The organism is Nocardia sp. NPDC051900 (assembly GCF_044452545.1).
Taxonomy (GTDB): Bacteria; Actinomycetota; Actinomycetes; order Mycobacteriales; family Mycobacteriaceae; genus Nocardia; species Nocardia sichangensis.
This window is the reverse complement of record NZ_JBITBU010000020.1, coordinates 144970-157155: the sequence shown is the minus strand read 5'-3', so window position 1 is coordinate 157155 and position 12186 is coordinate 144970. Positions and strand designations below refer to the sequence as shown.

The following is a 12186-nucleotide window of genomic DNA, read 5'->3' as shown; positions in this document are numbered from 1 at the left end:
AGGGGCGGCGGGGTGTCCGGCACAAGCCTACGGAAAGCGTGCTTTTTCCGTGGAAGGGCTGAGTATGGTGTCCGTCATCCGCCCGAACCGAAGCTATATGTCCGCTAATGATTCGCTCTCTGGTTGCCCATTTGGTTGCGGCCTACTGCGTGGCCGTAATTTACGCAGCATGACGAGCCCGACGGCGCTGCCGATGACGATGGCGAGCGCGGTGCCGCCCGGGGTCGCGTCGTGCGCCGCCACGTCCTCGCGCCAGTCCTTGACGCGGTCCGGCATCACCGAGACCGCCGACGGCAGATACAGCGCGCTGAGCGCGAGTACGCCGCTGGGCGCGTAGTGCGGCCGCGCGGTGCCGCAGCAGTACCCCGCCGTCAACGCGATGACCCCGCTGATCACCGCGAACGCGACGGTGCTCGCGGATGTCGAGGTGACGAGGGCGAATACCGAGATGCCCGTCAACAGCAGGATGGCGAGAGCGGTCGACGGGATCCTGACGCCGATGAAGAGTCCGGCCGCGGTCAGCGCGATGAGCACCGTGGAGGTCCAGCCGGGCCGCACCGCGTAACCCACGGCGTCGACCGCCGCGGTCAGGCTCACGGCCAGGTACACACCGGTGCCGTCGCGGCCGGGCAGCAGCATGGCGGCCGCGGTCGCGCTGACGATCGTCGCCGCGACCACGATGACGATCTCGACCGCGTGACTCTCCCCCGGCAGTTTGCTGTACTGCCTGCCCAGCCATTCGGTGCCGGCCAGGACCACCAGCGCGAGCACCATGGCGGCGAGGATCGGCGTCACCGGCAGCGCGATCGCCATGTGCGGCTCCTTCGCGTCCTCGGTTCGCTTCCAGTTGTGCAAGGTGCTGATCATCAGCAGGACCAAGCTCACGCCGATCATCCAGCGCGTCGGGGTCTCCAGGACCGCGTACGGATCCGCGTTGATGTTCAGCAGGCCGGCGAGATCGCCGAAACCGAAGAAGCCGACGCCGCCCACCGCGAACGCCGCGGCGGGCAAGGGTCTGCGCAGCACCACCGCGCCGAGCCCGCCGAGCAGCACGGCGGCGCAGATCGAGTCGATGTAGTTCTGCGTGGTCAGTATCTCGGCCGTGGCCACGTGGCGTCCGGTGAAGTGGTTGATCAGCTGCGCCAGCGCGGCGGCGGTGGCCGTCGCCCACCCGGTCAGCGGTCGCGAGGTGGTGGCGACCAGCACGGCGACCGCCACGGCGACGATCACGCCCAGCGCCGCGCTGCGCGGCACGCTGTTGAGCAGCCCGGCGATCCGGTACGACGTGGCTTGCCCCTGTGTGTTGACGGTGACCGGCAGGAACAGCGTCACGCCCGCGACCGCGGCTCCGGTGAAGGCCGTGGTCGCGTCGACAATGTCGCCGACCCTGCGCACGGTTGTCGAACATACCCGTGGTGGTGACGTGATCTTGTGATTGCCGACGATTCGCCCGAAAATGTCTCCGGTGCGAAAAAGGCAACAAGAGCCGGATTGCCGGAGATTGTCCGAATCGGGTCGAGCGTGATCTACCCGCGGCTGTCGGCGTAGCGGCGCAGTGTGTCGATCTGCGACGGATCCAGCGAGGGCCGCACCACCGTCTTGGCGGCCAGCACATCGGCGGCGGTGACGTCGGCCGCGTGTACGTCCCGGCGCATCGCCGCGAGCGCGGACTCGCGCAGCAGCGCGGCGCAGTCGGCGGCGGAGTAGCCGTCCAGTTCCTCCGCGAGCGCGTCGAGGTCGACATCGTCGGCCAGCGGCACCGCGCGGCCCGCGGTGCGCAGGATCTCCCGGCGGGCGGCGGCGTCCGGCGGCGGCACGAACACCAGCCGTTCGAGCCTGCCCGGGCGCAGCAGCGCCGGATCGATCAGCTCCGGCCGGTTGGTCGCGCCCAGCACCACCACGTCGCGCAGCGGCTCCACGCCGTCGAGTTCGGTGAGCAGCGCCGCGACCACCCGATCGCCCACGCCCGCGTCGGCGCTCTGGCCGCGGCGCGGGGCCAGCGCGTCCACCTCATCGAGGAAGATCAGCGAGGGTGCGGAATCCCGGGCCCGCTGGAATAATTCGCGCACCGCGCGCTCCGACGAGCCGACCCACCGGTCCAGCAGTTCGGCGCCCTTGACCGCGTGCACGCTGAGCTGACCGGTACCGGCCAGCGCGCGCACCAGGAAGGTCTTGCCGCAGCCGGGCGGGCCGTAGAGCAGCACCCCGCGCGGCGGCTCGATGCCGAGGCGGGCGAAGGAGTCCGGGTGCTTCAGCGGCCACAGCACCGCCTCGGTGAGCGCCTGCTTGGTTTCCGCCATATCGCCGACGTCATCGAGGCTCAGGCTGCCGATGGCGAGTTCCTCCATGCCCGAGCGTGACAGCGGCCGGATCACCTCGAGCGCGCCGAGCAGGTCGGATTGGGTGAGTTGCGGCTCGCCGTGCTCTCTGGCCCGCGACGCCGCACGCAACGCCGCCTCCCGGCACAGCGCCGCCAGATCGGACACCACGAATCCGGGTGTGCGCGAGGCGATCTCGTCGAGTTCCAGCTCCGCGGTCGGCACCCGGCGCAGCAGGTACTCCAGCAGCGCCTTGCGCACGCCCGCGGTGGGCAACGGCAGCGCGAGTTCGCGATCGCACAGGTCGGGGGCGCGCAGGCGCTGGTCGACGCCTGCCGGGTGCGCGGTGGTCGCCAGGAACGCGACGCAGGGACCCGCCATCGCGGCGCGCAGCTGGTCGAGGATGAGTGTGGCGACGGGTTCGGGGTCGGCGGGCAGCAGCGCGTCGATGTCGGTGATCAGCAGGACGCCGCCCCTGCCGCAGCCGATATCGGCCACCGCCTCGGCGACCTCGCGCAGCCGCGCACCGCTCTCGGCCGCGCCGATGCTGGGGCCGTCCAGCTCCACCAGTCGCCGCGATCCCGCGACCGCACGTGCCAGCGTGGCTTTGCCGACGCCGGCCGGGCCGGTGATCAGCACGCCGAGATGAGGTCGTGCGCCCAGCGTGCGCAACAGCTCGGGCTCGTCCAACGCCAGGCTGAGCCACTCCTCGAGCTTCGCGGCCTGGCTGCGCCCGCCCGCCAGGACTTCGACCGAGACGCTCTGCATGTCGACGGCCGCCGTGGCCCGGACCATCGCGGCGCCGTTGTTACCCGCGGCCGTGTCGAACGCGGCGGCTTCGGTGGCGGCCCGCGAGGCCTCGCCCACCGGGATCGGGGTTCCGGCCCAGGCCAGATCGGCGGCGTCCCGCGCGGCGACCGCGCCCGCGCCCCAGCTCACCGCGGTATTCGGTTGCACGCTCACCGGCCCGCGCGGATCGGTGCCGGTGACGGTGAGCAATTCCGTGGTCCAGGCGATGCCGAAGGTGCGCGACAGTGCCTGGGTGGCCGCCGTGGAGCTGATGTCGGGGCCGAGATCGCGCGGCAGCAGGGAGACCGCGTCACCGACGGTGACGACCTTCCCCAACAGCGCCTGCCGCAGTGTCGCGGCCGGGATCGTGCGGGTGGCGTGCACCGAACCGCTCACCGTGATCTGTTTCGCGCCGTAGACGGTCGCGGGGGAGACCACCACCGTCGCGTCCTCGCGCAGCCCGGCGTTGGACAGCGTGACGTCATCGAGCAGGGCTACCCCGGCGGGCGTGCCCTGGCGCGCGACGCCGACCACCGCGGCCGTGCGCCGGGAGCCGACCAGCATGATTCCGTCCCATTCCCGCAACCCCAGCGCGGTCAGCGCCTCCGGATGCAGCCGGACCACCCCGCGCCGGGCATCGGCGGCCGAAGGGTTCAGACGGGCGGTGAGTGCCAGTTCTGCCACTGTGCCATTCTGCCGCGCGGCCCCGCGTTCGGTCACGGTCCGCCGTCCGGGAATGGTGGACGACGACGCTTTCGGCTATTTCTTGACGAGTCCAGCGGCGGTCGCGACCGACTTGTCGGCGACGCTCGGCGCCAGGCACACCAGTTTGGCCGTGCCGAGCGCGACGTTCGGGCTGCCGTCGAACGGGCCGCCCGGGTTCTCCGCCAGGATCTGCTCGATCAGGACCTTCTCTTCGTCGGTGTCGAGCTTGCGGAACTCACCGCAGGTGGTGCTCGACGCCGGACCGAGCGCGGGGTCGCGCTGCTTCGTCGTGGTAGGGGCGTCCGTATCCGCCGGGCCGCTCGGCGTCGCGGTGCCGGGGGCGGTCGTCGTGCGGGCGGCCGAGGCGGCCGCGGTCGCGGTCACGGAGCCCTGGCGCAATCCGTTCGCGTCGGTGGACTCGTCCCCTCCGCCGCAGCCTGCCAGCAGGAAACCCACCGTCCCGGCGATCAGGACGATGGCGGAAGTTCGTTTCATACCGATGCTTTCCCGGGTGGATCGTGGCGCCGGAGGCCCCGGCGTCGGCAGCAGCGTACCGGTTCCGGCGGCATCAGTGGATGTGTGCCTGCCAATCCCCGGGAACCCGCTCGCGCGGGCCGGGGACGCCCTGATCGGCGGGATGACTGTGCGGTGGCGCCAATTCCGGTCCGCCGCTGAACATCTCTTCGGTTTCGAAGTTGTAGTACCAGTCCTCACCCGGCTCGAAGCTCTGGATGAACGGGTGACCGGTGCTCTTGGCGTGCGCGGTGGCGTGCTGCGCGGGGGAGGTGTCACAGCAGCCGATATGCCCGCACTGGGCGCACCGGCGCAGATGCACCCACCAGCCGGAGTGCTGCTCGCACTCCGCGCAACCCGGCCCACTGGGCGGTACCGCGGGATCGATGCCCGCGAGCTGCTCGGTCATGACTGTCCTTCCGTGTCGGTTCCGGCTCGATCCTGTTCTGGGCGGTGCAGCGGCAGCCAGACGGTGAACTTGGTGTCGCCCGGCTCCGAGTCCACCCTGATGTCGCCGTTGTGTTTCTTGACCACGATGCGGAACGAGATGTCCAGCCCCAGTCCGGTGCCCTCGCCCATCGGCTTGGTGGTGAAGAACGGCTCGAAGATCCGGTTGCGGGCCTCCGGCGCGATGCCAGGCCCGGTGTCGCCGATCTCCACGACCGCGCAGTCGTTCTCTTTCCTGGTGCGAATGGTCAGCGTGCCCTCACCGTTCATCGCGTACACCGCGTTGTCGATGAGATTGGTCCACACCTGGTTGAGTTCGGCCGCGTAGCACGGCACTTCCGGCAGCGTCCGGTCGTACTCCTTGACCACGTGCACGCCGTCGCCGATCTTGCGGCTGAGCATCACCAAGGTGCTGTCCAGCAGCTCGTGGATGTCGACCACCTGGAACGGGGCGCGGTCCATCTGCGAGTACTGCTTCGCGGCGCCCACCAGCGCGGAGATGCGCGTCGTCGAGTCGGCGATCTCGTTCATCAGCAGCTCGGTCTCGATGGTGTAGTTCAACCAGCGGATGGCCCCTTGGAACACCTGCTCCGGCGAGCCGTCCAGGGTGGCGGCCACCCGCTCCAGCCAGTCGGTGTCGAACCCGGCCTGCACGAAGTTCGGCGCGAGGTTCCAGCCGTCGGCGATCCCGTGGTCCTCCAGCCATTCGCCGAGCACGTCCTCGCGATCGGCGGCTTCCAGCGGCGTCAGCTCCGGCGCCTTCGCGACCTGGGCGGCGGCCTCCTCCTGCAGGCGCACCAAGGAACCCAAGGACGACGGATCGAACTTGCCCTCCGCCATCATGGCGAGCTTGTGCCGCATGCCCGCGACCCGCTCGCGCAGGCCCGCGGTGGCGCGCACCGCGGCGGCGGCCGGGTTGTTGAGCTCGTGGGTGAGGCCGGCCGACAGCGAACCCAGCGCCAGCAGTCGTTCGCGCTCACCGATGCGCGCGTTGGTGTTGCGGTTGCCGAAGAACACCCCTTCGAGCAGGTGCACGGCCATCGGGAACCACTCGTGCATCATCCGGGCGAAGATCTCGGCGTCCAGCACGAAGAACCGCGCCGGCCGCGTCACCTGCATCGTCCCGCTGTAGGTCTGGTCGACCTTGTCGCCGATGTAGGACATCCAAGCGCCCGCGTAGGCGCCGTGATGCTCGGTGCGTACCAATTCGATCTCCGCGCCGCCGGACTGCTTGGTGAGGATCAGCTCGCCATCCATCAACACGTAGAAACAGGTGGCCGGTTCGCCTTCGCGGAAGACGACACCGGGTTCGATCGTCTCGATCCGGCCGTCGGCGCACAGCCATTCCAGCTGCTCGTCGTTCAGCTTCTCGAACAGGAACAAGGTGCGCAGCTCGGCGGGGTCGCACACCGACCTGCTGCTGCGGTCCGCGGTCTGGTTCGAAGTCATCTGCGGCCTCCTGGTTACGCGAGATAGCGGTGCACGAGCATGACGGCCATGGCGCCCTCGCCGACGGCGGAGGCGACGCGCTTGGCCGACTCGGCGTGCACGTCGCCCGCCACGAACACGCCGGGCACGCTGGTTTCGAGGTGATGCGGTGGCCGGGATAGCTCCCAGCCCGCGGGGCGCGCGCTCTCGACCATCAGGTCGGGCCCGGCGAGCACGTAACCTGCGTCGTCACGGATGACGACGCCGTCGAGCCAATCGGTCTGCGGCGCCGCGCCGATGAACAGGAACAGCCGCTCCGCGTCGGCCTTCTCCTCGGCGCCGGACTTGTTGTTGCGCAGCACGATCTGCTGGAGGTGATCGTCACCGTCGGCGGCGATCACCTCGGTGTTGGTGTGCACCTCGATGTTCGCGATCTGCGCGATCTGCTGGATGAGGTAGTGCGACATGGACTGTTCCAGCGAATCGGCACGGACCACCAGGTGCACGGTGCGCGCGTTGCGGGACAGGAACACCGCGGCCTGACCGGCGGAGTTCGCCCCGCCGACGATGTAGACCTCGTGATCGGCGCACTCGGACGCTTCGGTCATCGCCGATCCGTAGTAGACGCCGCGCCCGGTGAAGTCGTCGACGCCCGGCGCCGGGTGGCGGCGGTAGTCGACGCCGGTCGCGATGATCACGGTGTGCGCGCACAGTCTGCCGCCGTCGGCGAACCGCACGGTGCGCGCGGACCCGTTCACCTCCAGCCCCACCACCTCGCGCGTGGTGATCACTTCGGCGCCGAATTTCGCCGCCTGCCGCCGGGCCCGGTCGGCCAGCTGCGCCCCGGACAAGCCGTCGGGGAAGCCGAGGTAGTTCTCGATGCGCGAACTCTGCCCCGCTTGGCCGCCGGTGGCGGTCCGCTCCACGAGCACGGTGCGCAGACCCTCGGACGCGCCGTAGACCGCCGCACCTAGACCGGCGGGACCGCCGCCCACCACGATCAGGTCGTAGAACTCGCCCGCCGGGTCGACGGTCAGGCCGACGTTCTGGGCCAGTTCGCTGTCGGTGGGCTGCACGAGCGCGTCGCCCGCGGAAGTGATCACCACCGGACAGCGCTCCGGGTCGGCGCCCGCCGCTTCCAGCAGGCGCGCGCCCTCGGGCTCGTCGGCCAGGTACCACCGGTAGGGGAGCTGGTTGCGGGCGAGGAATTCCCGCACCTGCGACGACCGCGGCGACCAGCGATTGCCGACCACCTTGGTCTCGGTGACGGGCCGATGCTCGCTGCTGCGCCAGGCGTCGAGCAGCCCGTCGAGCACGGGATAGAGCTTCTCCTCCGGCGGGTCCCACGGTTTGAGCAGATAGTGGTCGAGGTCGATGACGTTGATCGCGTCGATCGCGGCATTGGTGTCGGCGTAGGCGGTCAGCAGCACGCGGCGCGCGTAGGGGTGCAGGTCCATCGCCTGCTCGAGGAATTCGATGCCGTCCATGCCCGGCATCCGATAGTCGGCGATCAACACGGCGACCGGCTGCCCGCGCAGCTTCATCTCACGCAGCGCGTCCAGGGCCTGCGGACCCGATTCCGCGCGCAGAATCCGGTAATCGGCGCCGTAGCGGCGGCGCAGGTCGCGGACGACCGCCCGGGAGACGCCCGGGTCGTCGTCGACGCTCAGGATGGCCGGTTTCGTGGCAGCGGGTGAAGTCACCTGTCGAGTATGGAGCCTCGCGGCGCGGTCTGTCGTGGGCGTTCGCCGAGGGCTCAGAGCCGATGGTGCAAGACGAAATCGAGCTCACGCGGGGTGAGCAGACGCTCCAGACGTTCTTCCTGCGCGGCCCCGCGAACACTACGTGGCGGAAAGACCGACGCGCCGTGCGCTTTTCGTCCGTCCACCGGCTCGATGGCGGGAAGCAGCGGAACCGGGTCCGCCGGTCGACGATGGAGCAGGGAGCGCAGTTTCACGGCCGATCACCTCACGTTGGGACGCCGAAATGTTGGAGGCGGTGTCTGTGCTTCATGTATCTGTTATTGTGCGCCGATCATTACACCGGCCGGTGCGCGAGTAGCGAAAATGTGACGCAACTGTCGGCGCGTTTAAAATGTGCGCGACTCGTCACATCGCGTTCGGACGGATGGTCGTCGGTCCGTCGCTCGTATCCCGGAGGCAGCGTTGCCGAAAAATCTCGAAGCCAGCATCGACATCTCCGCGCCCCCGGAGCAGGTGTGGGCGGTGATCTCCGATCTGAAGCGGATGCGGGAGTTCAGTCCGCAGTGCGTGCGCATGGTGCCGCTCGGCTCGCTCGCGGCGGGCACCTGGACGTTGAACCTCAATCGCGACGGCAAGAAATTCTGGCCGACCACGTCCCGCATCGTGCGGTTCGAGCCGAACCAGGCGTTCGCGTTCCGGATCACCGAGAACCGGACGGTGTGGAGCTACACCTTGGAGCCGACCGAGTCCGGCACGCGGCTGATCGAGCGGCGGGACGTGCCCAACGGAACCACCTGGTTCTCCCGCAAGGCGATCGAGGCCGCGCTCGGCGGCGAGATCCCGTTCGAGGAGGCGTTGGTGCGCGGCATGAACGAGACGCTGGGCAAGGTCAAGGCGGCGGTCGAAGCCGGCGCCTGAGCGCGGTGCTCGCCGCGGCCGGTGCACGAGATGTCGTGACCCGGCCGCGGCGAGTGGGAGCGGTTACTTCCAGTTCGGCAGGTTCACGACCTGAGCGGCGTAGGACAGGCCCGCGCCGAACGCGATGAGCAGCGCCGTGTCGCCCGGCTTCGACTCACCCTTGCGCAACAACGCCTCCATGGCCAGCGGGATCGAGGCGGCCGAGGTGTTGCCCGCCTCCTCGATGTCGTTGGCGAGCGCGCAGTGCTCGGGCAGCTTCAGCACCCTGGCCATGATCTCGATGATCCGGCCGTTGGCCTGGTGCGGGATCATCGCGTCCAGGTCCTCGGGAGACAGGCCCGCGCGGTCGATGGCGTCGCGGCACACCTTCTCCAGCGAGTGCGCGGCCCACCGGAACACCGCGGTGCCCTCCATGGCCAGATAGGGCCGCACCGCGTCCAGGCCCTTCTCGTCGATCTCGTGGAAGAACTCCATCCAGTCCTTGTCCTGCCGGATGGCGTGGTGCTGGGTGCCGTCCGAGCCCCATACGGTGGGGCCGATGCCCGGCTCGTCGGAGGGGCCGACGATCACCGCGCCCGCGCCGTCGGCGAAGAGGAAGGCGGTGGAACGGTCCTTCGGGTTGACCGTGTTCGTCAGCTTCTCCACGCCGATCACGAGGACGTGCGAAGCGGTGCCCGCCCGGACCAGATCCGACGCCAGCGCGATCGAGTGGCAAAAGCCCGCGCACCCGGCCGAGACGTCGAAGGCGGCGGAGCCGTTCATGCCGAGTTCGGTGGCGATGCGCGGGGCGGCGGCCGGCGTCAGCAACAGGTGGGTGGATGTAGCAACGATCACGCAATCGACTTGGTCGACCGCGATACCGGAGGATTCCAGCGCGCCGCGCGCGGCCGCGACGCTCATGCTCTGGATCGTCTCCGACTCGTCGGCGAACCGGCGGGTTCTGATTCCCGACCTGGTCCTGATCCACTCGTCGCTGGAGTTGATCGGGCCGGCCACCTCGTCGTTGGTGACCACTCGAGCAGGGCGGTAAACGCCGAGCCCGAGGATCGCCGTGTGCTCAGCGCCGGTGGTCTGGGCGATTCGAGCAGCCATCTGCGTCTCCTATGTACCTGCGGCGACGCCGCCGGGGGTGCCCCGAAGCATCGAAATCGGTCCCTCATCAGCCACTGTCCATTGGCGAACAGACATGAGGCTTCCTCATATTAGCTTGAAAGTCGCTCATCTGCCGCGCGTATTCCGACAATCGGTGGGTATCACGTCGAAGCACGCCACTGCTGCACGAGGCGTGGCCCAACTGAATGCGAGGACACCATGCTCGGTCTCGGGATTATCGGATGGATCATCATCGGCGGTCTTGCCGGATGGATCGCGAGCAAGTTCATGAAGACGGACGCCCAACAGGGCATCTTGCTCAATATTGTCGTCGGGGTGGTCGGCGGTCTGCTCGGTGGGTTCCTGCTGAAGCTGCTCGGAGTCGACGTCGAGGGTGGCGGCCTTTGGTTCAGCTTCTTCACCTGCCTGGGCGGTGCCGTCATCCTGTTGTTCCTGGTTCGACTGGTCACCGGCGCCCGAGTCAGGTCCTGACCCCGCGTGCCACAGGCTCCTTTCCCGTAAGGTGTGAACGCTTGCGCCGGTCCTATCGTCGATACGGCGCAAACCGTCTGCATCGAGCACGAAAGAGGAGCCTGTGGCCCGCCGTCCCACCCCGCCCGGCACGCCTGAACGCACCGGAGTCGGCCACGTCGTCGATCTGGTCCGCAACGCGATCCCTCCGTTGCATCCCGCCGGGCTTCCGTTCGTCGCCGCACCCTTGGCGGTCGCCGTGGTCGGCGGCAAGCGCAAATGGGTGCGGCGCACCGGACTCTTCGCCGCCGCGGCCTGTGCGACCTTCTTCCGTCACCCGCGTCGCGTGCCGCCGAACCGGCCGGGCGTCGTGGTCGCCCCGGCGGATGGCGAGATCGCCTTGGTCGACACGGCCGCTCCCCCCGCCGAGCTGGGTCTCGGCGACGCGCCGCTGCCGCGCGTGAGCATCTTCCTGTCCGTGCTGGACGTCCACGTGCAGCGCACACCGGTCTCCGGCGTCGTGCGCACCGTGCTGCACCAGCCCGGCCAATTCCGCTCCGCCGACCTGCCCGAGGCGAGCTCGGTGAACGAGCGCAACAGCATGGTGCTCCAGACGCCGGAGGGCGACCAGGTCGTCGTGGTGCAGATCGCCGGGCTGCTCGCGCGCCGGATCGTCTGCGACGCCCAGGTCGGCGACGTGCTGACCATCGCCGACACCTACGGCCTGATCCGCTTCGGCTCGCGGGTCGACACCTACTTCCCGGCGGGCACCGAACTGCTCGTGCAGCCCGGCCAGCGCACCATCGGCGGCGAGACAGTGCTCGCCGTGCTCGGCACATCCGCTGACGCGTGATGGAAGCGGCGGTATCCACCCAGCGGCGCAGGCGGCGGTCCGTCCGCCTGCTGCCGAGCATCGTCACCATCCTGGCGCTGTGCGCCGGTCTGTCGGCGGTGAAGTTCGGCCTCGACGGCAAACTCGGTATCGCGCTGGCCATGATCGGCGCGGCGGCCGTGCTGGACACCCTCGACGGCAGGCTGGCCAGAATGCTCGACGCAACCACGAAGATGGGCGCCGAGCTGGACTCGTTGTCGGATGCCATCTCCTTCGGCGTCGCCCCCGCGTTGGTGCTGTACGTGACTCTGCTCAGCAGCAACAGCGTCGGCTGGATCGTCGCGCTGCTGTTCGCCGTCAGCATCGTGCTGCGCCTGGCCCGGTTCAACACCCTGATGGACGACGACACCCGGCCGGATTGGTCGCGGGAGTACTTCGTCGGTGTGCCCGCTCCGGCGGGCGCGCTCATCGCGATGGTGCCGGTGGCCCTGTTCGTGCAGTTCGGCGACGGCTGGTGGGTCGGCTTCTACGAGGTCGCGGCGTGGACGGTGTTCTCGGCCGCGCTGTGCGTCAGCACCATCCCGACGCTGGCCATGAAATCGGTGTCGGTGGCTCCGCAGGCCGCGGCCGGGCTGCTGGTGCTGGTCGCGCTCGCCGCCGCGGCGCTGGTCACGTATCCGATCGTGCTGCTGCTGGTGCTGGTCGCGTTGTATCTGGGCCACATCCCGTTCGCCTGGCATTCCCAGCGCTGGGTGGCCGCGCGTCCGGAGACCTGGACGCACAAACCCGCCGAGCGGCGTGCGCAACGACGGGCGGACCGGCGGCTGCCCGCCATCCGTCGTCCGGCGATTCCGCGTCCGACCATCCCGCGTCCGGCGATCCGCGGCTCGGCCCGGCTGCGGCTGCGCCGGCCTGGGGCGAAGCAACGCCAGAACGGTGATGGGCCGCCGCGCGCGGGTCTCTCGTAGCT

At 69.5% G+C, this 12186-nt stretch carries 12 protein-coding genes; 4 read left to right on the top strand and 8 right to left on the bottom strand.

Translation table 11 applies throughout. The features are described from left to right. Positions 1-93: 93 nt before the first annotated feature. The 7 genes from ACIA5H_RS29835 to ACIA5H_RS29805 all read right to left on the bottom strand — a co-directional run bounded on the left by ACIA5H_RS29835 (position 94) and on the right by ACIA5H_RS29805 (position 8157). Positions 94-1395, bottom strand: coding sequence for a hypothetical protein (locus ACIA5H_RS29835; RefSeq protein ID WP_397078866.1), 1302 nt, complete (start codon positions 1393-1395; stop codon positions 94-96). Positions 1396-1526: 131 nt separating this feature from the next. Continuing rightward, positions 1527-3791, bottom strand: coding sequence for an AAA family ATPase (locus ACIA5H_RS29830; protein WP_397078864.1), 2265 nt, complete (start codon positions 3789-3791; stop codon positions 1527-1529). 75 nt (positions 3792-3866) lie between these two features. Next, the gene (locus tag ACIA5H_RS29825) at positions 3867-4307 is read right to left on the bottom strand and encodes a hypothetical protein (protein ID WP_397078862.1); all 441 of its coding nucleotides are present in this window, start codon (positions 4305-4307) and stop codon (positions 3867-3869) included. A 73-nt stretch (positions 4308-4380) separates the two neighbouring features. Continuing rightward, on the bottom strand, positions 4381-4734 hold the full coding sequence (locus ACIA5H_RS29820; RefSeq protein WP_379249029.1) for a UBP-type zinc finger domain-containing protein: 354 nt from the start codon (positions 4732-4734) through the stop codon (positions 4381-4383). Further along, positions 4731-6221: an ATP-binding protein gene (locus ACIA5H_RS29815; protein WP_397078860.1), complete on the bottom strand. Its 1491-nt coding sequence runs from the start codon at positions 6219-6221 to the stop codon at positions 4731-4733. Before ACIA5H_RS29815 ends, ACIA5H_RS29820 begins: the two co-directional genes overlap by 4 nt. A gap of 14 nt (positions 6222-6235) precedes the next feature. After that, positions 6236-7903, bottom strand: a complete 1668-nt coding sequence (locus ACIA5H_RS29810; protein ID WP_379249025.1) for an FAD-dependent oxidoreductase — start codon at positions 7901-7903, stop codon at positions 6236-6238. 53 nt (positions 7904-7956) lie between these two features. Next, a complete protein-coding gene (locus ACIA5H_RS29805) occupies positions 7957-8157 on the bottom strand; it encodes a hypothetical protein (RefSeq protein ID WP_355071685.1) in 201 nt (66 codons plus the stop codon). Positions 8158-8365: 208 nt separating this feature from the next. Between ACIA5H_RS29805 and ACIA5H_RS29800 the strand changes: the two genes are divergently transcribed. After that, positions 8366-8821: an SRPBCC family protein gene (locus ACIA5H_RS29800; protein WP_356962737.1), complete on the top strand. Its 456-nt coding sequence runs from the start codon at positions 8366-8368 to the stop codon at positions 8819-8821. Between the two features lie 63 nt (positions 8822-8884). Here the strand turns inward: ACIA5H_RS29800 and ACIA5H_RS29795 are convergent, their stop codons facing one another. Then, entirely contained in the window at positions 8885-9913 is a 1029-nt protein-coding gene (locus ACIA5H_RS29795; RefSeq protein ID WP_355071688.1) for a beta-ketoacyl-ACP synthase III, read from the bottom strand. A gap of 219 nt (positions 9914-10132) precedes the next feature. Between ACIA5H_RS29795 and ACIA5H_RS29790 the strand changes: the two genes are divergently transcribed. From ACIA5H_RS29790 to ACIA5H_RS29780, 3 genes are all read left to right on the top strand, one after another. Further along, entirely contained in the window at positions 10133-10405 is a 273-nt protein-coding gene (locus tag ACIA5H_RS29790) for a GlsB/YeaQ/YmgE family stress response membrane protein (RefSeq protein WP_356962735.1), read from the top strand. Between the two features lie 103 nt (positions 10406-10508). Continuing rightward, the gene (locus ACIA5H_RS29785) at positions 10509-11237 is read left to right on the top strand and encodes a phosphatidylserine decarboxylase (protein WP_355071692.1); all 729 of its coding nucleotides are present in this window, start codon (positions 10509-10511) and stop codon (positions 11235-11237) included. Beyond that, the gene (locus ACIA5H_RS29780; protein WP_379249020.1) at positions 11237-12184 is read left to right on the top strand and encodes a CDP-alcohol phosphatidyltransferase family protein; all 948 of its coding nucleotides are present in this window, start codon (positions 11237-11239) and stop codon (positions 12182-12184) included. The genes ACIA5H_RS29785 and ACIA5H_RS29780 overlap by 1 nt, the downstream gene beginning before the upstream one ends. The last annotated feature ends 2 nt before the right edge of the window (positions 12185-12186 follow it).

Bases quoted from the DNA above. Each gene is read 5' to 3' on its own strand.
- ACIA5H_RS29795 (WP_355071688.1), bottom strand. From the start codon at position 9,913: ATGGCTGCTCGAATCGCCCAGACCACCGGCGCTGAGCACACGGCGATC.
- ACIA5H_RS29825 (WP_397078862.1), bottom strand. From the start codon at position 4,307: ATGAAACGAACTTCCGCCATCGTCCTGATCGCCGGGACGGTGGGTTTC.
- ACIA5H_RS29815 (WP_397078860.1), bottom strand. From the start codon at position 6,221: ATGACTTCGAACCAGACCGCGGACCGCAGCAGCAGGTCGGTGTGCGAC.
- ACIA5H_RS29780 (WP_379249020.1), top strand. From the start codon at position 11,237: ATGGAAGCGGCGGTATCCACCCAGCGGCGCAGGCGGCGGTCCGTCCGC.
- ACIA5H_RS29820 (WP_379249029.1), bottom strand. From the start codon at position 4,734: ATGACCGAGCAGCTCGCGGGCATCGATCCCGCGGTACCGCCCAGTGGG.
- ACIA5H_RS29790 (WP_356962735.1), top strand. From the start codon at position 10,133: ATGCTCGGTCTCGGGATTATCGGATGGATCATCATCGGCGGTCTTGCC.